The sequence below is a fragment of the Labrenzia sp. THAF187b genome, from assembly GCF_009363375.1.
Classification (GTDB): domain Bacteria; phylum Pseudomonadota; class Alphaproteobacteria; order Rhizobiales; family Stappiaceae; genus Roseibium; species Roseibium algicola.
Genome location: NZ_CP045344.1, coordinates 2,748,550 through 2,773,641, shown reverse-complemented (window position 1 = coordinate 2,773,641; position 25,092 = coordinate 2,748,550). Strand labels below are relative to the sequence as shown.

Below are 25,092 nucleotides of genomic sequence, written 5' to 3'. Positions count from 1 at the left end.
TGCTGAAGCATGGGCACGATCACAAAAGCGCTGAGCCTGCTGAACCACTTTTCCGCGAGCCGTTCGGAAATCGGCCTGACCGAGTTCCGCAACCTATCGGGCCAGGACAAGGCAACGGTTCACCGGCATCTGACCGAACTGACAGCCAACGGTTTTCTGGAGCAGAACCCGGGCACCAAAGGCTATCGCCTGGGCCCCGCCATCCTGCGCCTTGCGGCAGTCCGCGAACGCCTGTTCCCGGCAAGAAGGCTTGTCGCTCCACTGGTGGAACAGTTGGCTGGAGAACTCGGGGAACTGGTTCATGTCTCCTTGCGGGAAGGCAATCACCTGTCACCGCTCTATCATCATGACGCACTCGTTCACGGAACGCGGGTCTATTTCGACGAAGCTGAACTGCTGCCGCTGCACGCAACCGCCTCCGGTCTCGCCATGCTGGCTTTTGGCCCGATTGATCTGCTGCCAAAGCTTCTGAAGACGAAGCTCAAACCCTCCACCGGCTACACGATCACCGATACCGAGCTTTTGAAAAAGACAGTCGAACAGGTTCGAAACGACGGCATTGCCTTTATCGACCAGGGTTTTGAAGAGCACGTCTCTTCCTTTGCCTCGCCGATCTTCGGCGACTTGCCAGAGGCCGTCGGCACCATAGCCGTTGCCGCCCCCACCGTTCGCATGACCGAGGAGTTGAAAGCAAAAATCCGAATTTCCCTGCCGATCGCGGCGACGGAAGTCACTGAAAAACTCGGCGGCGTTGTCCCGGTCGATTTGAGAAGGATCTGGCGCGATGCCGCATGACACGAAGGCTCTGGTGCTCGATTTCGGCGGGGTCGTCACTCGCACGATGTTCGAGACCCACGACCTGACCGAACAGGCTCTCGGGCTCGCCCCCGGCACCCTGACCTGGCGTGGCCCGTTTGATCCGGCAACCGACAGTCTTTGGCAGGCAATGCAGCGGGACGAGATTTCCGAACGCGACTACTGGCACCGGCGCACGCAGGAAATTGCCGAATTGACCGGCAACGACTGGTCGGAAATGGCCCAGTTCGTGAAGGCTGCGCGCGGCGCTGATCCCGATGCCGTCATGCGCCCGGAAGCCCTGGCCGCAATCGACATTGCCCGGCAGGCAGGCTGCAAGCTTGCGGTCCTGTCCAATGAACTGGACCTTTTCTACGGTGCGGACTTCAGGAAAAAGCTCGCTTTTCTGGATGATTTCGACGTCATCGTCGATGCCACCTACACCGGGATCCTGAAGCCGGATCCGCGTGCATATCAGCTGTGCCTGGACGAACTCGGCCTGCCCGCATCCGCCTGCGTCTTTGTCGACGATCAGCTGCGCAACATTCGCGGCGCTAAGACGGCCGGCCTGCAGACGGTTCACTTCGACGTTCTTTCCCCCCGATCTTCCTATGACCAGGCACTTTCGTTGCTCGGCCTGCCAAGTTTACTCCAAGGAGACATGACATGAAGGATTCCAACTTCCTGAAGGAAAACAACGCCCGCCATGTCTGGCATCCGATGGCTCATCCGGCCGACAGCCAGACCAATCTGCCGACGATCCTGACAGGTGGCCGCGACGTTTTCATCACCGACGTCGACGGGCACGAAGTTCTTGATGCCGTCGGTGGGCTGTGGAACGTCAACCTCGGCTACTCCTGCGAACCGGTGAAACAGGCTATCTCCGACCAGCTGAACGCCCTGCCCTACTACTCGATCTTTCGCGGCACATCGAACGACAAGGTCATCGAGCTTTCCTACGAACTGGCCGATTTCTTCGCCCCGGACGGGCTGACGCGCGCCTTCTTCACCTCTGGTGGCTCGGATTCGGTCGAAGTCGCCCTCAAGCTCGCCCGCCAGTATCACCGCATTCGCGGCGAAGCCGGCCGCACCAAGTTTCTCAGCCTGAAGAAAGGCTATCATGGCACCCATTTCGGCGGCGCCAGCGTCAACGGCAACGGCAAGTTCCGCAACGCTTACGAACCTCTGCTGCCGGGCTGCTTCCACATTCCGGCTCCCTACACCTACCGCAATCCGTTCAACGAGAGCGATCCGGCGAAACTTGCCCAGCTCTGCGCTTCCGCCCTCGAAGACGAGATCGCCTTCCAGGGAGCCGGCACCATTGCCGCCTTCATCATGGAACCCGTCCTCGGCGCCGGTGGTGTCATGCCTCCCCATCCGAGCTTCATGCCGATGGTGCGCGAGATCTGTGACCGCAACGGCATTCTCCTGATATCCGACGAAGTCATCACCGCCTTCGGCCGCACCGGCAGCGAGAGCGGTGCACGCCACTGGGGCGTACAGCCGGACTTCATGTGCACGGCAAAAGCCATCACAAACGGCTATTTCCCGTTCGGGGCGGTGATGATCGCCGGGCATGTGGCCGAAGTCTTTGAAAAGGACACCAGAGGCATCGCGTCCATCGATACCGGTTACACCTATTCCGGCCACCCTGTCGGCGCCGCAGCCGCTCTGGCTGCCCTCTCAGAGATCCGACGTTTGAAGGTCCATGAAAACGCCGCCGCACGCGGCAAGGAACTTCTTGGTGGCCTGAAGGGGCTCCAGGAACGTTTCGAGGTGATCGGCGACGTGCGCGGTGAAGGACTGATGTGCGCCATCGAACTCGTCTCCGACCGCGCCAGCAAGAAACCTTCGGCAAAGGATGTCCCGCTGAAGCTGCAGCAGGCCGCCTATGAGGACGGCGTCATGATCCGGGTCTCCGGAAACAATGCCATCTTCTCGCCGCCGCTGATCGTGACATCGGACAACGTCACGAAAATCCTGTCGGCAGTCGAGACCGGACTGAAAGCCGTTTCCGGCTAATCCCTCGGAAGCATCTCCGTAACGCACAAGCCTCAAAGGCCGGCCCCGTCAACTTGCTCTGAAGCCCTCACAAGACCTCGAGGGCTTCGGATGCCCTGCAGGCCAATTGCCATCAGAAAACCGGCACTCGGTGCGCAAAGAGCCAACTGGATTTGCGCGCCCTGGCTCTTCTGTTCGCCGCACCAGCAAGCCGCCGCCCCCCTATTTCAGGTCGAATTTCTCTAATACTTTCAACCATTGCGCGACATATCTGGTCGCCGCGTATCAAGTTTCGAAAAATTCGATCACAAATCCGGGAAGGCAAAACGCCCAATTCCTGAGCCTGAACTCAAATTAGCCAAGTCCGCCTAATTTGTCGGCAATCTGAATAGTTAAATCAAACAAGACAAAATTTTATCTCAAACAGATTTCACCGGGCATTTCGCGAAATCGCCTCGGGACATTTCGTCGCAAACAGTAGAAATCGAAAAACACGATAAATGCTGCAGCGCAGCAATACACGCATGCACACCACCTCCACTTGCATTTATCAAATTCAACGAAAACCACCTCGTGATTACAACTCGATGATCTTAATGTATTCATCGATATTTCTCATTTAATGCTGAAGCATATTCTACAATTTTCTTAGAGTTATAAATTAACCAAGACTGCAGTTGCTTTAAAATTGATGCAATTGCACTAGAGCAACGGCATGAAGTTTCCGGTATAAAAGGTTTAATAATTTATTAACCTCCTAAGAAACCAATCGATCGATTTAGATAAATCCAATTTTTGAAAATGAAACGAGCCAGAACTTAGATCATCGCCACGAATAAAATCCATTTCTACCTGGGAGCAAAAAATGTATTTTGCAGGAAGGGACTTTAACGAAAGTGTTTTATACGGTGGCCAGACAAAAGAACGCCGCAACCGGAGCAATTTAGACTTTCCATATGCACTGGCCAAACGATTTGAATTTCTTCTTTTCAGCATCTTTGTTCTGGATGCAAGAAGGAAGAAGATCGAGATTTGCTATACAATTGATGACAATCGTCAAGCCTGGGAAGCCGAACATCTTCTTGGGAACGAAATAGACACGTTCTCCCAAGTAAAAGCCAACTCCTGCACCCCCGTTACACACGACACCGAGATCCTGCATTGCACCGCAACAACACCGGATGGTTTGTCGCGCGCTACAACCCTTGAAACCAACCGTGCGGCTGTTCTCATGGTCGAATTGGGAATGGGTTTGCAGCTCTATCTTGCCGCCCACGTTCCAGTCGGCTTTTCAGACAGTATTTTCCAAGGTGTTGTTGCTTATGCGGATGACATCTTCGGCGGCTTCGAGGCTTATGCCGAGGATCTCGTTTACGGGCGGAACCGCACTGAACTGACAAGCGCGCAATACTGGATCAAACACATCAAGTCTCCAGCGCTTGTTTTCTTCGGCAACGGCTCAGTCCTTGTCAAAAACCCGGCGATGGAAAAGGTCCTGCAGAAAGGCGGCGATCTTCGCCTCATCGACGGCAGGATCCAGGCACCTTTGAGCCTGGCACCGTTTTTTGCCCGCAACTCTCGCGACTTGCCCGTCGATGCCCCGGCAAACACCGGATCAACTCGGCAGGAACAGGCACGGGTCATGAGCATTGCCGGTGGCCCCCGCTACTTCGTGGAGGCCATCCCGTCCCAGGTGTCCGACGAGGAAACCCGGGATCCCGTCAGATCCTATTTCCGCAAGAAGGTCCTGATCACCGCGGACACCGCCTCCAACGAGGTAAGCGCCGAGACGATCAAAGCCGCCACCGGGGTCACGCATCAGCAGGCGCGCATCATCAAGAAAATAATAGACGGCAAAACCGTAAGACAAGCCGCCGAGGAAATCGGGATCAGCTACAACACCGCAAGAAATCACCTTGCGATGGCACAGCAAAGAACCGCAACAAGCTCACAAATAGAGCTCGTCAACTCGGTGACAAAAGCAATTCAAATAGCACCAGACCAATAACGTACAAAGTACAGGAACTTAGGCTATGCTGAACTTACTTTTATACGTATTCGCGACGATAGCGACCATCGCTACATTCTTCATCGTCACGCTGCCGCTTTCGGTTGAAGTTCAACTCTTTCTCGGCCTCTTCGTTCTGGTTGCCATGCAATTCACGAAGGTCTTGCCGGGCACTCTGGGACGCGTCACGTTTCTGACGCTCGGAGGGTTGCTGGTCGGCCGTTACGTTTACTGGCGCGTGACACAGACGGTTCCGCCGATCGAGAACTTTTACGATTTCGTTCCCGGTGTCCTGCTGCTTGTTGCAGAGCTCTTCTGCATCTTGATGTTCTTCCTGTCGGCGCTCATCGTCTCCGACCGCTATGAGCGTCCCCGCAAGGTGCAGAACTCCGACGCCGATGCTCCGACAGTCGACGTGTTCATTCCCAGCTACAACGAGGATCCGGGCCTCGTCGCCTGCACCATCGCCGCCGCCAAGAACATGGACTATCCGAAGGACAAGTTCCGTGTGTTCCTTCTGGACGATGGCGCAACGCTTCAGAAGCTGAATTCCACCGACCAGAAGGCCGCCCTTGCCGCTTATGAGCGCAGCCAGGAATTCAAGCGGATCTGCGAAGATCTCGGTGCGACATATCTTGCACGTGAACGCAACGAACACGCCAAGGCCGGAAACCTCAACTACGGCCTGTCTCGGTCGGAAGGTGATCTCGTGGTGGTCTTCGACGCCGATCACGCACCGGCACGGGAGTTCCTGCGCGAAACCGTCGCCTACTTCAAGGATCCCGAACTGTTCCTGGTTCAGACACCGCACTTCTTCCTCAATCCGGATCCGATCGAGCGCAATCTGCGCACCTACAACATCATGCCCTCGGAGAACGACATGTTCTACGGCATGATCCAGAAGGGTCTCGATAAATGGGACGCCACCTTCTTCTGCGGCTCCGGCGCCGTCCTGCGGCGTGCTGCCCTCAATGAAGTCGGCGGTTTCTCGGGCGTCTCGATCACGGAAGACTGTGAAACCGCTCTCGAGCTGCATTCGCGCGGCTGGAAGAGCGCCTATGTCGATCGTCCGATGATCGCCGGCCTGCAGCCTGACACCCTCGCCTCGTTCATCGGCCAGCGGTCCCGCTGGTGCCGGGGCATGCTGCAGATCCTGATGCTCAAGAACCCGATGTTCAAGCCGGGCCTGAGCTTCATGCAGCGCGTCGCGTACATGTCCAGCGCGATGTTCTGGCTGTTCCCGTTCCCGCGGCTGGTGTTCCTGCTGGCGCCGCTGATGTTCATCCTCTTCAACATGAAGATCTACATCGCCTCGCCACAGGAATTCCTGGCCTACACGATGACCTACATCCTTGCGGTGGTGACGATCCAGTCCGGCCTCTATGGCAAGCTCAGGTGGCCCTGGATCTCCGAACTCTACGAGTACATCCAGTCAATCTACCTGTTCCCGGCGATCTTCTCCGTGCTGATGAACCCGCGTGCGCCGAAGTTCAACGTCACGACCAAGGGTGAAACACTCGAAGAAGAACAGCTGTCGGTCATCGCATGGCCCTACATCATCGTCTTCGCGGTCATGCTCCTCACGACCGGTGTGCTGGTCTGGCGCCTGCAGAACGACACAGGCCAGACTGCCCTGCTTGGTGTTGTCGGCATCTGGCATGTCTTCAACCTGATCATTGCCGGTGCAGCCCTTGGCGCCATCCTGGAACGGAAGGAAGTCAGAACCGCACCACGTATCCGGGTCCATCGCAAGGCGACGCTCCGCCTTCGCGACGAAACCATCCCCGTCAATCTGGTGGAATCCAACACCAACGGTCTGCTCATTCAGCTTGAAAGAGCACCTGCATGGGGGAACGTGCTCGGCGACAAAGGCCACCTGACATTCCATCCGCGTCAATCTCTGGACCGGTCAGCCGATGCAACGCCGGAACCTGACGCCGCGCTTGCCGAAACAGGCATCAACATTCGTGTCGCCTCCCAGCGGGCCGGCTCGAAGGGAATTCTGATCGGCGCCGCCTATCTCGATACCGTCGCAACGCGAGCGATCGTTTCCAGCGATGTGATGTTTGCCGACCTGACAATACCGAGAGCCCTGCACAACAGGAAGCTGACGGGATCCTCGGTCGTCGCGGGCATGATGCGCCTGACCAGATGGGCACTTTACTACGGCATTCGCGTCCCGGTCCTCGGCCTCATGACAGCCCTGCGGTCCGGCCTGAAACGCAAGCCGGCACCTCTCGAGCAGGACCTGCCTGAATCCGTCCTCGCACCTGCAGAATGAGGATTGAAGCAATGAAAACTCTGTATCACCTCAAAGCCGCAACCTGCCTCAAGGCAGCGCTTGTCGCCTCAACCTTGATTGCTCTGCCTGTTTCGGCAGTTGCCCAGCAGCTCGACGTATCGGTGCTCGACACCAAGACCGAAGACCGCAGCACCATCCGCCGCCTGACGGCAACCGCCGACCAGCTCCGGATGGAAGGCGAACAGGCAGAAATCCGGCTTGCCGTCTACGCTCCGCGGGACGAGGTCCTTCTCTATCGCAAGCTTCAGGTGGACTACCTGACCGCGGTCTCGACCGCCCCGGAACATTCCAGCATGAGCATCATGGTCAACGGTCAGCCCGTTGGCGACATTGAACTCAACGCAGGCGCTCAAAGCTCCATGCGCAGCTTCGATCTCCCTCCCGGACTGATGGTCGAGGGGTTCAACGAAATCCGGTTTGTCGCGAAACACAAGCACCGCGTGGACTGCACGATCCCCGCCACCTATGAACTGTGGACGGTGCTGAACCCGGCAAACACGGGTATCGTGTTCGATCCGGGCCCGGACAACTCACCGAAACTGTCGGCCAGCCTTGAACTCCTGCGCGCGGTCCCGAACGACAAGAGCGGCGCCACCAACATGCGCCTGCTGCAACTGGGCACGGCGAGCGCCGGAAATCTGGACCGGGCCCTGGCAGTTGCACAGACTGTCGCGGCATTCGGGAAATACCATAACCCGGACATTCAGATCAGGAACGAGCCTGGCAACGATGCCGGCCTGGATATCATTGTCGGCACTCGGGCCGAGCTTTCGCACGCAGGCTTTGCCGTTGGCGACACGGGCTCGGAAATCCCCGGCCTTGCTATCGTCCACCGGCCGGATACGGGCAGGGTTTCCCTGTTTCTCGCGGCAGAGAACCGCCCGGCTTTGGACAAGTCCATCGAGGCCTTCAAACAGGCCCTGCAGGCCAAGCCGATGCTGGGAAGCCGCCGGGGCATTGCCGCCTTCGAAAACAAGTTCGGTTACGAGATCGAACCCGGCGAAACGGTTTCCCTGGCAAAGATCGGCGTCAGCAGCAAACGCTTCGACGGCCGGCTTCTCCGGCAGGACTTCTCGATCCGCCTGCCGGACGACTATTTCGTCGGAGACTATGGCAAGGCCAAACTCAGCCTGAACATCGATGCGCTGGCAAACCTGTCCAATGCCAACCGGCTGCAGGTCTTCGCCAATGGTGCCGCACTTGCGTCTGCGGAATTGACGCGTGAGGGCATTTCTTCCCGCAATCCACTCGATATCCCGCTTGGCGGCTTCTCGCCCGGCTTCAACGACCTGCGCATCGAAGTGTCTTCCCTGACAGAAGATGATGCCACCTGCGATGTCGCGACCGGCCTCAACGGCGACCGGCTGTCGCTTGATGCGGACACGTCGACGATCGAGTTCGATGCACTTGCCAGAATGCGCGTGACACCGAGCCTGTCTCCTTCCGACCTTTTGCCGAAAAATCCTGCAGAAAACCGGCCGACCACCATTCAGGTGCTTGCCGACGACCCGAAGAGCCTGGAGGCCGCTGCACAGCTTGCCGTGGCAACGGCAGCAATCACACAGCAGGTCCGGCCGATCGCCATCACGACGGCCTCCGCCTCGGTCGGCAATCAGCCGGGGCTGATTGTTGCTCCGGTCAATCGCCTGTCGGGCATGGCCAAGGAAGCCTATCTGGACACGCTCGATCCGGAAAGAACGCAAGGCTCGCGCAGTCAGGTGGGTCGCTTTTTCGGGCTGAAGTCTGTTGACGAAAACGACACCAGCCTGATGGCAAGCATCCAGCGATATGCCGGCTCCGCCTGGCGCAGCGTCGGTTTCAAGCTCAATTCCGAAGTTCCGTCCGACCGCAGCTTCGCGCTGCAGGGCAACAGCATCCTGATCGCACAGCGCACCAAGACGCTGACGTCCAAGGAAAGCTGGGTTGCCTTCATGGGAGCCCCGGTCAAGCAGGACACCTGGACCGTCGTGACCGGCCTGACGAGTGACGACATCAAGGCCAGCACGGAAACGATGCTGCGCGAAGGCAGGCTTGCCTGGCTCACCGGCGACACGTCGCTCTATAACGCGACCACCAACCGGTTTGCGTCCGAACGCCTGTCCGATCCGAACTACTTTGCCTCGCTGGCAAACCCGTCCGAGTTCAGGAACAGCCGGCTCGTCGTGGCAGGATTGGTCTCGCACAACATGCTCGACTTCGTCGTCTTCATGCTGGCGTTCTGCCTGATCCTCGGCTTCAGCTACTACGTCTCCCTCAAACGGTCCGGACGCTGACATGCTGAGGCTTTGCATGACAACCGGCATGGCACTTTTCCTGTCGCTCGCCCCCGCCAAAGCCGAACCGGTGTTCGGTGCCAGCGCGCGCAGCAAGGAAGCCGTGTCGCTCTGGCTGGGGTCGGCGTGGCGGGACTATACGAGCCGCCACATGACCCCGGAAGGAGCCGTCATCGACGATGCCAATGAAGGCATCAGTCACAGTGAAGGCCAGGGCTACGGCATGGTTCTGGCCGTCGCGGTGGATGACCGCGAGACCTTCAAGCTGATCCGCGACTACACCTACGAGAACCTGCAGGTGCGCAAGGATCAACTGTTTGCCTGGAAGGTGCTGCACACGCCGGAAGGTCCCAATGTCGCCGACACCAACAACGCGACGGACGGGGACCTGCTGATCGCCTGGGCGCTGATCGAGGCCTACAAGAGCTGGGGAGACCCTGAAGACCTTGCCTCGGCAAAGGTCGTTCTGGCGGATATCGCGGCAACGCTCCTTCAGCAAACCGCCCTCGGACCGGTTCTTGTTCCCGGCAGTGAAGGGTTCGTCTCCGGCGATCATCAGACCGTCACGGTCAACCCGTCCTACTGGGTCTATCCGGCCCTGGAAACCATTGCCGAATTCGATACGTCCGCGAACTGGGGCGAGGTTGCGGTTGTCGGAGAGGACGTCCTGGACCTTTCCCAGAGAGCTCCAAGCTACCTGCCGCCGGATTGGGTCGATATCGGCGGCCTCAAGCTGGTGCCTTCGGAAAAGTTCACACCTGAATTCGGTTACAATGCCATCCGGGTTCCGCTCTATCTTGCGCTTTCCAGAAATGCCCTGCGCGTGAAAAAGGCGGCGGACTTTTCAACGCTACGCGGCTTTGCCGATCCCCGCGGCCCTTCGGTCACGCAGATCGTCACGGGCGAGCCGAAGAGTGTCATGGGCGGTATCGGTTTTCGCGCAATTGCCGCCCTGACCAGATGCATGGACAAGGCCGAGCCATTCCCGTCCGAACTGCTGCAGATCGGCACCGACGACTATTACTCCACGACACTTCAGATCTTCACGATTCTCGCAATTGCAGAGAGGTATCCGCAATGTCTTTCACCAGAATGGTAATTGCCTCCTTCGCGCTGGCGTTTGCGACCAACGGTTCCCTGGCACAGTCCGCTCCGTGGGAAGCCGCGCCGCAACAACAACTGCCCAGTGGCTCTCCGTTTGTCCTGCAGGCACCTGAAACCGGTGTATTGCCGGTGCAGCAGGCCAATGTTTCGCCTTTCGCGCTTTCGGTCACCCAGCCGGGAGCCGCACAGTCCGCGGCCCCGGCAGCCCCCGCGGCTGCCAAGGTCGATGAAACGGCCCTGCGCTACTACGCACAAAACGGCGAGATCGGCCGTGTGTCTGCGGAAATCAAGCGGCTGAAGTCTCTTCATCCGGACTGGCAACCGCCGGAAAACATCTACGACCGCAACCGGATCGAGGTGAACGAACAGCCGCTCTGGGATCTCTTCGCCACCGGCCGGACCCAGGAACTCTACGCCAAGATCCGGGAATATATAAATCTTTACCCCGGCTATGAGCCTTCAGCCGAATTGCGCCGACAGATCATCAATGCCGAAGCGCGAAAGACCCTCGTTCAGGCGTCCGAACTGGGCAACGCCCAGGAGGTCATCAAGATCGCGGTGAAGAACACCGATCTTCTGACCTGTCAGGAAATCGATATTATCTGGCGGACAGCCAGGGCCCTCAACGAGACCGGTCAGGACGTCAAGGCGCTCGAAGCCTACAAGTACATCCTTGCCAACTGCGCCAATGAGGACGAGCGCAAGGCCACCGTGCAAAAGGCTGCCGAAGTGCTGCCACGCAACGCGGTGGAGCAGCTTGTCTCCTACGGCAGAACCGGACTGGACGGTCGCTCGGAGTTCAACGAAATCTACCTGGACCTGTTGCGTGGTGAAGTTGGCGAAGGCGCCACCGATCCCGCCATGCTGGTCGATAAGTCGGATCTGGACGCACTCGCCAATTCGGCCGCAAAACTCCAGAACCCGAACGATGCCGAACTTCTTGGCTGGTATTACTACTCCCGCGAAGAGTTCAAGACCGCCACCAAATGGTTCCAGACAGCCTACAAGCTTCGCCCATCGCCAAAGGCCATCGAAGGCATGGTTGTTTCCATGAAGGAAGATGGCGAATACGAGGAAGCCGAGGAACTTGCCTACAAGAACCGGCGCAAGGATCCGCTCATCCTCAAGGCATATCTGGAAGTCGTTTCGATCCAGCTTCTGGAAGGCTATGGCACCGAGATGGATTTCAAGCGCCTGTCGAGATTTGCGAACGTCGTCCAGGATGCGCAATCGCCGATTGCCGCCCAGGTGTTCGGCTGGCACTTCTACAACATGCTTGAACTCGATGAAGCTGAAATCTGGTTTGCCAAGTCGATGGAGTTCCAGCCAAACGAATCCGCGGCCGTCGGCCAGATCGTGGTTGCTCAGCGCAAGAAGCAGAAAGCCCGCGAACGACAGTTGATCGCGCAATGGTCAACCAAGTTCCCTGCGATCAAGACCCTCGGTGGCGCACAGCTTGCATCCGCGTCCGAAGTTCGCAGCCGCTCCTCGGGCGGATCGCGCTCCTCCGGGTCTTCCTACCTGCGCTCTGCCGAACAGGAGATCAGCACCGGAGATTACGCAGGCGCTCTGCCGTACCTTGAAAGAAACGCAATGAGCGGGCGCGAAAGCCGCAAGGCAAAACTGCTTCGGGCCTGGGCGCTGTATCACACGGGCCGGTCGAAAGAGGCGCACAAGCTCTTCGCGGAAGCCGACAAGGCGGGATCCACGACCGAAACCCGGCAGGGCAAGTGGTTCTCCGAAAAGAAGATGTACCGCTACAACTAAAGCAATTGGTCTCTTCCCGCACGAGACCAGAAGCCCGGGCTCCTTTCCAGCTACACAGGCTGAAGGGGCCCGGGCCGTTTCCGGCCAATAGCCTGCATCCGGTGCCGAGCCTTCAGCGCGAAAACCGGCCTCAATCCCAAATCCGGCCCAGCCCCAGACTTAGTCACAAGCCTCTTACAGCTTCTGGAAATCCTCCAGAATGTCGAGCAGCTGTGCCAGTTTCTCCTTGCCGATGACCTCTTCTATGCGCGCTGCGATTGCCTTGGCGTCATCGAGCTTCTCCTCGATGATTGCCTGTCCGGCCGGCGTAATCGCCACCGTTTGCTTGCGCCTGTCCTTCTCGTCCGCCTGGCGGGTCACCAACCCCTTTTCCAGAAGCGTCTGAACGATACGGGTCTGACTGGGCAACAGCAGGCAGGCGCGGTCGGCCAGGGTCGAGGCATCCTGGGGACCGAATTCTTCCAGTACCCGCAGGATGCGCCACTGCTGTTCGGTGATGCCGCAGTCGGAGAGCATCTCGCGGATCGGGCCCATGACCTTCTCGCGCGCCCGGATCAGCGCAATCGGGATGGAGCGTCTTGTGGACGGCAGCGCCGGGCCGTCAGCGGGTTCAGTGTCGTCGATCATGCAAGGTCCATAGCGAATTGGCAGATTATTAGACACAAAAAGTTTGACAGTTTTGATCTCATATATTTAACATAGCAAATATTGCACTGTTAAGGAAATCTCGTGCCGCACATATCGCTGGAATATTCCGCCAATCTGGAACAGCGGGCCGACATAAAGGCCCTGTGCGAGCATCTGCGTGCGCAGGCCGCGACCATCGATGCCCTTCCCATGCCCGGTCTGCGGGTGCGGGCCATCCGGTGCGACCACTATGCGATCGCCGACGGCGACCCGAAACATGCCTTCATCGACATTTCCGTACGCCTTCGCGCCGGACGGCCGGACGACGTCAAGCGCAATGCAGCGGAGCGTCTGTTCAATGCCGCAAAGGCTTTCCTGGAACCGGTCCTGGCCACCAGTTCGCTCGCGCTATCGCTAGAGATGCGCGACATCGACCCGGACCTTTCGCCCAAGACGGGCACCATTCGCGACCATTTGGGGACTGTCTGACCCATGTCTGACCTTCAGAACAACATCGAAAAACTTGAGACCTACCTCGCAAGGTTCCGGGAGACCGGCGTGCTGAACCAGATCGGCGGCAAGGCCTGCCCCGCAGCCTCCGGCGCGACATTCGAAACGACCTCCCCGGTGGACGACAGCCTGATCTGCAAGGTTGCCAGGGGGGATGCTGCCGATATCGATGCTGCGGCCAGGGCCGCCAAGGAGGCCTTTCCTGCATGGCGCGATTTGGCCGCGACGGAGCGCAAGAAAATCCTTCACAAGATTGCCGACGGCATTGTCGCCCGCGCCGAAGAAATCGCCTTTTGCGAATGCTGGGATACCGGTCAGGCCCTGCGCTTCATGTCGAAGGCTGCTCTGCGCGGCGCCGAGAACTTCCGCTTCTTCGCTGACAAGGCGCCAAGTGCCCGCGACGGCCAGGCCCTGCCTTCGCCGACCCTCATGAACGTCACGACGCGTCTTCCGATCGGACCAGTCGGCGTGATCACGCCCTGGAACACGCCTTTCATGCTGTCGACCTGGAAGATTGCGCCGGCGCTCGCTGCAGGCTGCACCGTGGTCCACAAGCCGGCGGAGTTTTCTCCAGTCACCGCACGCATCCTGATGGAAATTGCAGAAGAAGCCGGTCTGCCGAAAGGTGTCTGGAACCTGGTCAACGGCCTCGGCGAAGAAGCCGGCAAGGCCCTGACAGAACATCCTGACATCAAGGCCATCGCCTTCGTCGGTGAGAGCCGCACCGGGTCCATGATCATGCGTCAGGGAGCGGAAACCCTGAAGCGGGTGCATTTCGAGCTCGGTGGCAAGAACCCCGTGATCGTTTTCGACGATGCCGATCTCGACCGGGCGCTGGATGCGGCGATCTTCATGATCTATTCGCTCAACGGAGAGCGCTGCACCTCGTCCTCGCGCCTTCTGGTGCAGGACACGATTGCCGATGAATTCGAGGCAAGGCTCATCGAGCGCGTCAACAACATCAAGGTCGGTCATCCCCTCGATCCAAAGACCGAAATCGGCCCGCTCATCCACAAGACCCATTTCGACAAGGTGACCGGCTACTTCGAAACCGCCCGCCAGGACGGCGCAACGATTGCCGCTGGTGGCAGTCGCGTCGGGACGGAAGGCTGCTTCGTGCGTCCTACCCTCTTCACCGGTGCGAACAACTCCATGAAGATCGCCCAGGAAGAAATCTTCGGCCCGGTCCTGACCTCCATCCGCTTCGGTTCGGAAGAAGAAGCACTTCAGATCGCCAATGACATTCCCTACGGCCTGACCGGCTACGTCTGGACCAACGACCTGACAAGGGCTCTGAGGTTCACCAACAGTCTGGAAGCGGGCATGATCTGGGTGAACTCGGAAAACGTCCGCCACCTGCCCACCCCATTCGGCGGCGTCAAGGCCAGCGGCATCGGCCGCGACGGCGGCGACTGGTCGTTCGAATTCTACATGGAGCAGAAACACATCGGCTTTGCGACCGGCCAGCACGCCATCCCGCGCCTTGGTGCGTGAGGAATGTGAACGACATAAGATCGCAGTAACGGGAGGAGACTATGGGAGAAATCGTTCTCGCGGCCAAGGTCACGCATGTGCCGACCATGCTGATGTCGGAACAGCCCGGACCTGTGGAGGGCAAGCGTCAGCCGGCCATCAACGGTCATTACGAAATCGCGCGCCGGGCAAAAGCGCTTGGCGCGACGACGGCGATCGTCTGCGACACGCATTGGGTGATCAACGCAGGCTTTCACATCAATGCCAACAAGCGGTTCGAGGGCCTGTTCACCTCGAACGAATTTCCGCATTTCATCCAGAACCTGCCTTATGCCTACGAGGGCAACCCGGAGATGGGCGATGCCATCGCAAGAGAGGCAACCGAGCGCGGCGCTTTCACGCTCGCCCATCATCTCGACAGCCTGGAACTTGAATACGGCACGCTGGTGCCGATGCGGTTCATGAGCCGGGAACACGACATGAAGGTCGTGTCGGTCGCCGCCTGGTGCACGGTGCACGGCCATGACGAGAGCCGTATCGTCGGCGAGGCGATCCGGGCGGCAGTCGAAGCCAGTGACGAGAAGGTGCTGCTGCTTGCGTCGGGATCCCTGTCTCACAAGATCTGGGCCAACAAGGACTATGCCGCCAACAACGGCACTTTCACCATCTCGTCCGAGTTCAACCGGCAGGTCGATCTGCATGTCCTCGACATGTGGCGGAGGGGCGATCATGCCACCTTCCTGAAGATGCTGCCGGAATATGCCGACCATTGTTGCGGCGAAGGCTCCATGCACGACACCGCCATGCTCTACGGCGCGCTCGGCTGGGACAGCTACACCGCCGAATGCGAGGTCGTGACCGACTATTTCCCCAGTTCCGGTACCGGACAGACCAACGTCATCTTCCCGGTCCAATAGGTTTATCGCAGGAGCCTTCCATGCCCATTCCGGCCCCCAATCTCTATCCACCCTTCAACATCATCCGGCTCAGCCATGTGGAACTGGGCGTCAAGGATCTGGCCAAGAGCCGGGCCTTCTATGTCGACACGCTCGGCCTTCAGGTCACGGACGAATCCGATGAGGCGATCTATCTGCGCGCCATGGAAGAACGCGGCCACCATTGCCTTGTCCTGCGCAAATCGGCGGACGCCGCTGCCCGTGATCTCGGCTTCAAGGTGTTCGACGAGGAAAACCTCGACAAGGCCGCGCATTTCTTCAAGGGCAAGGGATTGCCGGTCGACTGGGTCGAGCGGCCCTATCAGTCGCGCACATTCCGGACCCGCGATCCGCACGGCATTCCGCTGGAGTTCTACGCCAAGATGGACCGCCTGCCGCCGATCCATCAGAAATACGCGCTCTACAAGGGCGTAAAGCCGCTCCGCATCGACCACTTCAACTGCTTCTCGCCGGACGTCGATGCCTCCGTTGCCTTCTACAACGAGCTTGGCTTCCGGGTGACCGAATATACAGAAGACGAGGCAACCGGCCGTCTGTGGGCCGCCTGGACCCACCGCAAGGGCGGTGTCCACGACATTGCCTTCACCAACGGCAAGGGCCCGCGCCTCCACCACACGGCATTCTGGGTGCCGACCCCGCTCAATATCATCGACCTGCTCGACCTGATGGCAACCACTGGCTGGGTATCCAATATCGAGCGCGGCCCGGGCCGACACGGCATTTCCAACGCCTTCTTTCTCTATATTCGAGACCCGGACGGCCACCGGATCGAGATCTACTGCTCGGACTACCAGACGGTCGATCCGGATCTGGAACCGATCAGGTGGGACCTGAAGGATCCGCAGCGGCAGACCCTTTGGGGCGCGCCGGCTCCCAAGAGCTGGTTCGAGGAAGGATCCCTGTTCGAAGGAACCGAAGTTCAGGCCCCCAGCCTTGCCGCACAACCGATTGTTGCGCCATAGGTGAAACAGACAACGGTTGGAAGAATGCGATGAACTGGACTGACTTTGCCGGCTGGGGCCGGAGGGTGGCCGACTGGGCCGCAGACTATCACCAGACCCTGCGGCAGCGGCCTGTCCGCGCCCAGGTGAAGCCGGGTGAAATCCTCAACGCCCTCCCCGAGGCACCTCCCGAACTTGCCGAGGAGATGGAGAAGATCTTCGAGGACTTCGAGAAGATCGTTCTGCCGGGCATGACCCATTGGCAGCACCCGCGCTTCTTTGCCTATTTCCCCGCCAATGCATCTCCACCGTCAATGCTGGCGGAATATCTCGTTACCGCCATGGCGGCGCAGTGCATGCTGTGGCAGACCTCTCCGGCGGCAACCGAGATGGAAACCAGGATGATGGACTGGCTGCGCCAGGCCGTCGGTCTGCCCGGGTCCTTTACCGGAGTGATCCAGGACAGCGCCTCCACCGCAACTCTCGCCGCCGTCCTGACCATGCGCGAGCGCGCCCTTTCCTGGGATGGCAACAAGGCCGGCCTCAGCGGGCAACCGCGCCTGCGGGTCTATTCCTCCAACGAGGTCCACACCTCCATCGACAGGGCCATCTGGATCTCCGGCATCGGCCAGGACAATCTGGTGCGTATCCCGGTAAACGGTCCGCGCCGGTCCATGGATCCGCAGGCCCTGCGCGCAGCCATCGAAGCCGATCTTGCGGCAGGTTTCCGGCCGGCCGGCATCATCGCCTGTACCGGCGGCACCGGCGTTGGTGCGTCGGATGATGTTGGAGCGGTCGTCACCGTCTCAAAGGACTTCGGTCTCTATGTGCATCTTGATGCGGCCTGGGCAGGTGCGGCGATGATCGTCCCCGAGTACCGCGAGCTCTGGGAAGGCGTCGACGGCGTCGATTCCATGGTCTTCAACCCGCACAAATGGCTTGGTGCCCAGTTCGATTGTTCCGCCCATTTCGTCCGCGATCCGGAAGACCTTGTGCGCACTTTGGCGATCCGGCCGGAATATCTGAAAACCCACGGCCACGACGGGATCGTCAATTATTCCGAATGGTCCGTTCCACTCGGCCGCCGTTTCCGGGCGTTGAAGCTCTGGTTCCTCATGCGCTCCTACGGTTTGGAAGGCCTGCGAGGGCGTCTGCGCAACCATGTCGACTGGTCGGCCGCTCTTGCCGAGCGTTTGCGCGCAGAACCGGATTTCGAAATCACCTCCGAGCCCATCCTTTCCCTGTTCAGCTTTCGCTTTGCCCCTGAAGGTGCAAGGGACCTCGACACGCTCAACCAGCGCCTCGTCGATACCATCAACGACGATGGCCGGATCTACCTGACCCAGACCCTGCTGGATGGTGCCAAGGTCGTCCGTTTCCAGGTCGGGCAGTTCGACTGCACACAGGAAGACGTCGCCTTTGCCTTCGACGTCATTACCGAAATTGCCAGAAACATGGAGACCGCATGACCCGGCTCGCAACCTACAGCGCCGACGGACAGGAATTTTACGGAGCCGTCACGGATACCGGCATGATTGCCCTGTCGCCGGACTTTCCGCAGTGGCCCACGCTTTACGACGCCATCCGCGCCGGCGGTCTGCAGGACCTTGTCACTGCCGCAAAGGACAAGCCGGTTACGCATTCCGAGTTCGCATATGAAATGGTGCTGCCGAACGCGCCGCGGATCCTGTGTGTCGGCGTCAACTTTCCCGACCGCAATGCGGAGTACAAGGACGGCAGCACTCAACCGAAATACATGTCCTTGTTCCCGCGGTTTGCCAGCGGGTTCACCGGCCACGACAGGCCGCTGATCCGGCCGCCCGAAAACCACACGCTCGATTACGAGGGCGAAGTGGCCATCGTCATCGGCAAGACCGGCAGGCGCATCAAGGCGGAAGATGCCTACGACCATATCTGCGCCCTGACCCTGTGCAACGAAGGCACCATCCGCGACTGGGTCCGGCACGCGAAATTCAACGTCACCCAGGGCAAGAACTGGGACCGCTCCGGTTCTATCGGCCCCTGGCTCGTGCCTTTCGAAAAGGCCGAGCAACTGGATGAGGCCCGCATTCAGACCCGCGTCAACGGAGAGCTGCGCCAGGATGACTACCTGAAGCGCATGACATTCCCGATCCGTGAGGAAATCGCCTACATCTCGACTTTCATGACACTTCAGCCCGGCGACATCATCGTCACCGGCACGCCGACAGGTGCCGGCGCCCGGTTCGACCCTCCCCGCTATCTTAAACCCGGTGACGTGGTCGAGATCGAGGTCGATGGCATCGGCATCTTGCGGAACGGGGTGGAGGACGAAAAATGAGCCTGAGCGAAGCAGACATCTCCAAAGCCGCAAATGATCTCCTGAACGCGGAAAAGACGCTCGAGCAGATCGGTCTTCTCACCCTGCGCCATCCGAACCTCGACATGGACGGGGCCTATGCAATCCAGAAAGAACTTGCCCGGGCGAAGCTTGCCGAAGGCCGCAAGACCATCGGCTGGAAGATCGGCCTGACGTCGAAAGCCATGCAGGACGCGCTCAAGATCGACATTCCGGACAGTGGTGTCCTCTTCGACGACATGCTGTTTGAAACCGGAGCCACTGTCTCCAGGGGTCGGTTCATCCAGCCGCGCATCGAAGCGGAAATTGCCTTTGTCATGAAGGCCTCTCTCGGTGGCGCCAACGTCACGCGCGAGGATGTACTTGTGGCGACGGATCACGTGTGCCCGAGCCTGGAGATTCTCGATACACGCATCCAGCGCGTCGATCCGGAGACGGGACAGGCTCGCAAGATCTTCGACACCATCGCCGATAACGCCGCCAATGCCGGCCTGGTTCTGGGCAACGAAAAGCATGATCCCGGCGCATTCGACCTGCGTTGGGCCGGCGCCATCGTCACCAGGAACGGTGAAGTGGAGGAGACCGGTCTTGGTGCGGGCGTCCTCAACGATCCGGTCGAGAGCGTCGTTTGGCTGGCGCGCCGCATGGCCGATTACGGACAGACAATCGAAGCCGGACAGATTATTCTGTCCGGATCCTTCATCCGGCCGGTGGAATGCCCGTCCGGTTCGAAGGTCCACGCCGACTTCGGCCCGTTCGGGTCTGTATCCTGCTCCTTCGCCTAATAGGGAATACCATGCCAGCGCCTCAAAACGCCTTCAAAGCCGCCTTGAATTCCGGTCAGCCGCAGATGGGCTGCTGGGTCGGGCTTGCCGATGCCTACACGGCGGAGATTACCGCGAGTGCCGGCTTCGACTGGCTGTTGATCGATTGCGAACACGCGCCCAACGACCTCAGATCCATGATGGCGCAGCTGAAAGTGGTCGAGGCCTCCACCAGCAAGCCGGTCGTGCGGGTACCCATCGGCGAGACCTGGATGATCAAGCAGTTCCTGGATGCCGGTGCGCAATCGCTGCTGGTCCCGATGGTGGAAAGCAAGGCGCAGGCAGAAGAGCTCGTCAGTGCCGTACGTTATCCGCCGGTCGGTGTGCGCGGCGTTGGATCCGCGCTTGCCCGCGCGTCCGGCTTTTCCGCCATTCCCGACTACCTGGCGACTGCCGACGGTGAGATCTGCCTGCTGATTCAGGTGGAAAACCGCGCTGGCCTGGCAGACCTCGACGGCATCCTGTCGGTCGACGGCGTTGATGGTGTCTTCATAGGGCCCTCGGATCTGGCCGCCGATATGGGCCACCTCGGTGACCCGATGCATCCTGAAGTCGTTGCCGCGATCCTCGACGCCATGAAACGCATCAAGGCTGCCGGCAAGGCACCGGGTATCCTGACCACCAATCTGGATTTCGCCCGCACCTGTCTGGAGCTCGGCGCAACCTTCGTTGCCACGTCGATCGACGTCACCCTCTATGCCGCGGCCATCCGCGGCGCTGCCCGGCAGGCAAAAGAGCTTCTTGGATCGGTCGAAGGGTGACACTTGCGGGCACTGCCTCCCCGTAGGGTCCCGTCCATATGCAAAGCGAGGCGGGGCCGGAAAACTGGTAACTCCGGAACAAGGTGCCCATCCTTCGAGACGGGCCGGTTGGCCCTCCTCAGGATGAGGCTGTAGGGCTGTGGATTGAAATGTCCTTGGTCGGCTGGATAACAGACTGTCTGCCTGCACAGAATCCAGATCACCACGCCAGACAGATCACGCTATCGGACTGACCAACCCGGAAAGCTGCTTAACCCAAACTGCCCCCTCATCCTGAGGAAGCGCGAAGCGCTGTCTCGAAGGATGGGCCGCGTGAACGAAAAAGAGCCGCCAGTCCATCTGAGGGGACCTGGCGGCTCTTCAAACATGAGGCCGTCGTGGGATCGTGCCGAAAACCTAGCCCAGCACAACCACCTTGGCGCCGACATCGACGCGGTTGTAGAGATCGATGATGTCCTGATGCCACATGCGGATACAGCCGCTGGAAGCATTGGTACCGATGCTGGAGGGCTGGTTGGTGCTGTGGATGCGGTAGAGCGTATCCTTGTTGCCCTGCCACAGATACAGCCCGCGCGCGCCGATCGGATTGCTCGGACCGCCGTCCTGCCCGTCACGATATTTTGCCAGTTTCGGATCCCGTTCGATCATCTCGTCCGGCGGAAACCATTTCGGCCACTCGCGCTTGAAGCGGATTTCCGCTTCACCGTTCCAGGCAAAGCCGGCGCGACCGACACCGATGCCATAGCGGATGGCACGACCACCGGGCTGGATCAGGTAGAGATACTTGCTACCGGGATCGACAACGATTGTGCCGGATGGATACTTGCTCGGATAGAACACCACCTGGCGCAGATATTTCGGGTCGAACTTCTGATACTGGATCGCCGGTATCGAAAACCCGCCATCGGTTCTGGCGGCATAGGCCGTCGCATAATCCGGTGTCCCGTCAGCCAGCGGGGTCAACCCCGCCTGCACGGTTGAACTCTGCTGGCTCTGGCAGGCTGCCAGCAGCAGGGGTATTGCAGCAACAAATGTGCGTCGGCTCATCGTGGAAGCCATATTCGCGTCCTTTCAGCGGCGTGCTCGAACCGTCAAACTTGCAATAATACGGTTCTGACCGGATCAGAAAATTCTAAAGACACATCACGCGATCCAGGAGCGAAAGCAACATATTTATGGTAAACAGTTGATTAAAATTGGGGCTTTTCTGCCGTTAGGTTACGCAAACAATCAGGCGCTCAACCTGTTGCGGCAGGCAATCAGGTCCATTCTTGTGACAGGCACCAGCGCTCCACGGCTGCCGATCACATGCGCGGCAAGGGCACAGCCCGCACGAACGGCCTCACGCGTTCTTGCCCGTTCCATGTATTCGACCAGGAACGCCGCATTGAAACTGTCGCCTGCTGCCGTCGTGTCGACGACCGTGCTTGCCGGTTCCGGCTGATACTGAAAACTGTCGCCATCGGCCCCGCGCACAAGGATCGGCCCCGCCCCGTTCTTGACCACGACCAGCCTCGCCCCATTGGCGAGATAGCGCGCCGCGGTCGCCGCTTCGTCGGTATCCTTGAAATGGCTGGCTTCATCTTCAAACGACGGCAGCACGATGCCGGCGACGCTGGCCGCCTTCATCGTCCAGCGGCACATTTCGTCACTGGCCGGCCACAGGCGCGGCCGCAGGTTCGGGTCGAAGACGATTTCCGCGCCGCGCCCGGCAGCCGCCTGCAGGGCGGCTAGCAGCCGGTCCCGGGCCGTTTCGGCAAGAATGGCCACGGTGATACCGGAAAAATAGAGCAGGTCCCCTTCCCCGGCTGTCTCCAGTGTTGTGAGATCGTCGGCAAGATGCCGGGCCGCGGACTGCGAGCGCCAGTACTGAAAGCTTCGTTCGCCTTCGCTGAGGAAGATCATGTACATGCCCGGCGCAGCACCTGGCACCGTGGCCATCAGGGGCCTGATTCCTGCAGCTTCGATGAAATCCGTCAGTTGTCCGGAAAGTGCGTCATCGCCGACAGCACTCAGGTACCCGACATCCAGCTTTTCGGTGTCCGTCAGCTGGCGCGCGTACCAGGCCGTGTTGAACGTGTCGCCGGCAAAGCCGACGGCGTAGGTTCCTGACGGTGTCGGTGAAAACTCGACCATGCATTCGCCGATGGCGAGAAACCGCATCGGCATACTCATTCCTCGAAATGGTCCAGGTTCTCGGCGCGGATGCGGCCGAGAATGGTGGCAATCCGGCCCAGGTGTTCGGTCAGCATGGATTCGGCCAGTTTGCCGTCCCGCCTGCGAATGGCCGACATGATACGGAAATGGTCGTCCAGTGCGACTTGCGCGCCGGACGCCAGCGACAGGAACCGCACCCGGTCCATATGCGCTTTCTGCTCGCGGATCAGCGCCCAGACATAGTCGTGGCCCGAGATTTCACAGATCCTCCGGTGAAACGTATCGTCAAGCGTGTGAAACAACTGGCGTTCGTTCGCATCCACCGCCGCCTGCTGCTGTGCAAGCAGCTCGTCCAGATCGTCGATCTGTGCGTCCGTGATCACTTCGATGGCGGCCCGCATGCAGGCAACTTCCAGCGCCGTCCGCACGAACTTGGCCTTCAGCACCGCAACTTCCGAGATCTTGGAGATAACCGTTGCCCGTTGAGGCCGGATCAAAAGGAACCCGAGTTGCGACAGCCGGTAGAAGGCATCGCGCACGGGTTGGCGAGACACGCCGAAGGCCTTGGCCACTTCCGCTTCCGACATGCGCGTGCCCGGCGCCAGGTCCAGTGACAGGATCTGCTGGTGCAATTCCTCGAACACCGTATCTGCGACGGTCGGGATCTTGATCGGCTCGAGCACCTTCAGGGCGCTACTTTCTGACATCAGCGTTGTCTCCGTTGACTCGTCTACTCAACTAGCATATCAGTTTACTAGTAGCAACATCAGCCTGCCCAAAGGCGCCACGGGAGAAACGAATGTCACTGGAAAGAGCGGATGCACCGGATATTTCGGAACAGGGCCTTGACCCGCACCGCCTGTTTCCCGCCGATGCGACCTCGCGCAAGATCGCGACGGAGCTCTATGCCACCGTCAAGGATCTGCCGATCGTCAGCCCGCACGGACACACGGATCCGCGCTGGTATGCCGAAAACGAAGCTTTCCCCGATCCCGCGCAGCTGTTCATCGTTCCCGATCACTACGTCTTCCGCATGCTGTTCTCGCAAGGGATCGACCTCAGCCAACTGGGTGTACCGCGCATCGACGGCGGCTTGAGCGAGACCGACAGCCGCAAGATCTGGCGAACCTTTGCCGAGAACTTTCATCTTTTCCGGGCCACACCTTCACGCATGTGGCTGGAGCATTCCTTCCAGGAAGTCTTCGGCTGGACCAAACGGATCTCCGCCAAAACCGCGGATGAAGCCTACGACCACATTGCCGATTGCCTGAGCCGCCCGGAATTCCGGCCGCGTGCGCTGTTCGAACGCTTCAACATCGAGGTGATCGCAACCACGGAATCACCGCTGGACGACCTGAAATGGCACCGACAGATCCGGGACAGCGGCTGGAAAGGACGGGTCGTCACGGCTTATCGCCCCGATGCGGTTGTCGACCCGGAGTTCGAGGGATTTGGCACCAACGTCGAAAAATTCGGCGAACTCGCCGGTGAAGACACCACAAGCTGGCAGGGTTACCTCAATGCCCACCGGGTGCGCCGGGCCTATTTCAAGTCCTTCGGCGCAACGTCGTCCGATCATGGTCACGCCACCGCACGCACCGAGAACCTGCCGGCTGCGGATGCTGAAGCCCTGTTCCAGAAGGCCCTGAAAGGCAATTGCTCACCAGCGGAAGCCGACGCATTCCGCGGCCATATGCTGACGGAAATGGCACGAATGAGCCTCGAGGACGGGCTGGTTCTGCAGATTCATCCAGGCAGCTACCGCAATCATTCGTCCGGCATCATGGCAGCTCATGGCCGGGACAAGGGTTTCGACATCCCAACCCAGACCAGCTACGTCAAGGCGCTCAAGCCGCTGCTGGACGTGGTCGGTCTGGAAAAGGACCTTTCGATCATTCTCTTCACGCTGGACGAAACGGCCTATTCTCGTGAATTGGCCCCGCTTGCCGGCGTCTATCCGACGCTCAAGCTCGGTCCGGCCTGGTGGTTCTACGACAGCCCGGAAGGCATGCGCCGCTACCGGGAACTGACCACGGAAACCGCGGGTTTCTACAACACAGTCGGTTTCAACGACGACACCCGCGCCTTCTGCTCGATTCCGGCCCGCCACGATGTGGCCCGCCGTGTCGATTGCGCTTACCTCGCATCGCTCGTGACATCCGGGAGGCTGGACGAGGACGAGGCATATGAGGTCGCTCACGACCTCACTTACAGGCTTGCCAAGCAGGCCTATCGGCTCTGACGAGCCAATTTCG

The 25,092-nt window shown here is 59.6% G+C and carries 21 protein-coding genes; 17 read left to right on the top strand and 4 right to left on the bottom strand.

The features are described 5' to 3' along the window. Positions 1–9 precede the first annotated feature (9 nt). The 8 genes from FIV03_RS12695 to FIV03_RS12660 all read left to right on the top strand — a co-directional run bounded on the left by FIV03_RS12695 (position 10) and on the right by FIV03_RS12660 (position 12,250). Positions 10–795, top strand: a complete 786-nt coding sequence (locus FIV03_RS12695; protein WP_152509789.1) for an IclR family transcriptional regulator — start codon at positions 10–12, stop codon at positions 793–795. Next, entirely contained in the window at positions 785–1,465 is a 681-nt protein-coding gene (locus tag FIV03_RS12690) for an HAD-IA family hydrolase (protein ID WP_152509788.1), read from the top strand. The genes FIV03_RS12695 and FIV03_RS12690 overlap by 11 nt, the downstream gene beginning before the upstream one ends. Continuing rightward, positions 1,462–2,817 (top strand): aminotransferase class III-fold pyridoxal phosphate-dependent enzyme, encoded by a 1,356-nt coding sequence (locus tag FIV03_RS12685; protein ID WP_152509787.1) that lies wholly within the window; start codon positions 1,462–1,464, stop codon positions 2,815–2,817. The genes FIV03_RS12690 and FIV03_RS12685 overlap by 4 nt, the downstream gene beginning before the upstream one ends. A gap of 844 nt (positions 2,818–3,661) precedes the next feature. Then, positions 3,662–4,804, top strand: a complete 1,143-nt coding sequence (locus tag FIV03_RS12680; RefSeq protein WP_152509786.1) for a LuxR C-terminal-related transcriptional regulator — start codon at positions 3,662–3,664, stop codon at positions 4,802–4,804. A 25-nt stretch (positions 4,805–4,829) separates the two neighbouring features. Continuing rightward, positions 4,830–7,085, top strand: coding sequence for a UDP-forming cellulose synthase catalytic subunit (gene bcsA, locus FIV03_RS12675; protein ID WP_152509785.1), 2,256 nt, complete (start codon positions 4,830–4,832; stop codon positions 7,083–7,085). A gap of 11 nt (positions 7,086–7,096) precedes the next feature. Beyond that, positions 7,097–9,379 (top strand): cellulose biosynthesis cyclic di-GMP-binding regulatory protein BcsB, encoded by a 2,283-nt coding sequence (locus tag FIV03_RS12670; protein ID WP_173013831.1) that lies wholly within the window; start codon positions 7,097–7,099, stop codon positions 9,377–9,379. A 1-nt stretch (position 9,380) separates the two neighbouring features. After that, complete coding sequence (locus FIV03_RS12665) at positions 9,381–10,478, top strand: glycosyl hydrolase family 8 (protein ID WP_152509783.1); 1,098 nt, start codon at positions 9,381–9,383, stop codon at positions 10,476–10,478. After that, positions 10,457–12,250 carry a hypothetical protein gene (locus FIV03_RS12660; RefSeq protein ID WP_152509782.1) on the top strand — a complete coding sequence of 598 codons (1,794 nt, stop codon included), beginning with the start codon at positions 10,457–10,459 and terminating at the stop codon, positions 12,248–12,250. Before FIV03_RS12665 ends, FIV03_RS12660 begins: the two co-directional genes overlap by 22 nt. A 174-nt stretch (positions 12,251–12,424) precedes the next feature. Here FIV03_RS12660 and hpaR read toward each other — a convergent pair whose 3' ends face one another. Then, the gene (gene hpaR, locus FIV03_RS12655) at positions 12,425–12,877 is read right to left on the bottom strand and encodes a homoprotocatechuate degradation operon regulator HpaR (RefSeq protein ID WP_152509781.1); all 453 of its coding nucleotides are present in this window, start codon (positions 12,875–12,877) and stop codon (positions 12,425–12,427) included. A gap of 102 nt (positions 12,878–12,979) precedes the next feature. On the opposite strand from hpaR, the gene FIV03_RS12650 reads away from it, so the two are divergent. Genes FIV03_RS12650 through hpaI form a run of 8 tightly spaced genes read left to right on the top strand, consistent with a single transcriptional unit; the run spans position 12,980 to position 20,680 of the window. Then, complete coding sequence (locus FIV03_RS12650; RefSeq protein ID WP_152509780.1) at positions 12,980–13,366, top strand: 5-carboxymethyl-2-hydroxymuconate Delta-isomerase; 387 nt, start codon at positions 12,980–12,982, stop codon at positions 13,364–13,366. 3 nt (positions 13,367–13,369) lie between these two features. Next, positions 13,370–14,881: a 5-carboxymethyl-2-hydroxymuconate semialdehyde dehydrogenase gene (gene hpaE, locus FIV03_RS12645; protein WP_152509779.1), complete on the top strand. Its 1,512-nt coding sequence runs from the start codon at positions 13,370–13,372 to the stop codon at positions 14,879–14,881. Positions 14,882–14,922: 41 nt separating this feature from the next. Continuing rightward, complete coding sequence (gene hpaD, locus FIV03_RS12640) at positions 14,923–15,777, top strand: 3,4-dihydroxyphenylacetate 2,3-dioxygenase (RefSeq protein ID WP_152509778.1); 855 nt, start codon at positions 14,923–14,925, stop codon at positions 15,775–15,777. Between the two features lie 20 nt (positions 15,778–15,797). Next, positions 15,798–16,778 carry a 3,4-dihydroxyphenylacetate 2,3-dioxygenase gene (hpaD, locus tag FIV03_RS12635; RefSeq protein WP_152509777.1) on the top strand — a complete coding sequence of 327 codons (981 nt, stop codon included), beginning with the start codon at positions 15,798–15,800 and terminating at the stop codon, positions 16,776–16,778. A 29-nt stretch (positions 16,779–16,807) separates the two neighbouring features. Continuing rightward, positions 16,808–18,226, top strand: a complete 1,419-nt coding sequence (locus FIV03_RS12630) for a pyridoxal-dependent decarboxylase (RefSeq protein WP_152509776.1) — start codon at positions 16,808–16,810, stop codon at positions 18,224–18,226. Next, positions 18,223–19,077 carry a fumarylacetoacetate hydrolase family protein gene (locus FIV03_RS12625; protein ID WP_152509775.1) on the top strand — a complete coding sequence of 285 codons (855 nt, stop codon included), beginning with the start codon at positions 18,223–18,225 and terminating at the stop codon, positions 19,075–19,077. Before FIV03_RS12630 ends, FIV03_RS12625 begins: the two co-directional genes overlap by 4 nt. Beyond that, a complete protein-coding gene (gene hpaH, locus FIV03_RS12620; RefSeq protein WP_209009965.1) occupies positions 19,074–19,880 on the top strand; it encodes a 2-oxo-hept-4-ene-1,7-dioate hydratase in 807 nt (268 codons plus the stop codon). Before FIV03_RS12625 ends, hpaH begins: the two co-directional genes overlap by 4 nt. A gap of 11 nt (positions 19,881–19,891) precedes the next feature. After that, on the top strand, positions 19,892–20,680 hold the full coding sequence (hpaI, locus tag FIV03_RS12615; RefSeq protein WP_152509774.1) for a 4-hydroxy-2-oxoheptanedioate aldolase: 789 nt from the start codon (positions 19,892–19,894) through the stop codon (positions 20,678–20,680). Between the two features lie 396 nt (positions 20,681–21,076). Here the strand turns inward: hpaI and FIV03_RS12610 are convergent, their stop codons facing one another. The 3 genes from FIV03_RS12610 to FIV03_RS12600 form a co-directional block, all read right to left on the bottom strand. After that, entirely contained in the window at positions 21,077–21,739 is a 663-nt protein-coding gene (locus FIV03_RS12610) for a L,D-transpeptidase (protein WP_152509773.1), read from the bottom strand. A gap of 171 nt (positions 21,740–21,910) precedes the next feature. Then, entirely contained in the window at positions 21,911–22,849 is a 939-nt protein-coding gene (locus FIV03_RS12605) for a sugar kinase (RefSeq protein WP_209009964.1), read from the bottom strand. Between the two features lie 2 nt (positions 22,850–22,851). Further along, the gene (locus FIV03_RS12600) at positions 22,852–23,544 is read right to left on the bottom strand and encodes a GntR family transcriptional regulator (protein ID WP_055656081.1); all 693 of its coding nucleotides are present in this window, start codon (positions 23,542–23,544) and stop codon (positions 22,852–22,854) included. Between the two features lie 92 nt (positions 23,545–23,636). On the opposite strand from FIV03_RS12600, the gene uxaC reads away from it, so the two are divergent. Then, a complete protein-coding gene (gene uxaC, locus FIV03_RS12595; protein WP_152509771.1) occupies positions 23,637–25,079 on the top strand; it encodes a glucuronate isomerase in 1,443 nt (480 codons plus the stop codon). The last annotated feature ends 13 nt before the right edge of the window (positions 25,080–25,092 follow it).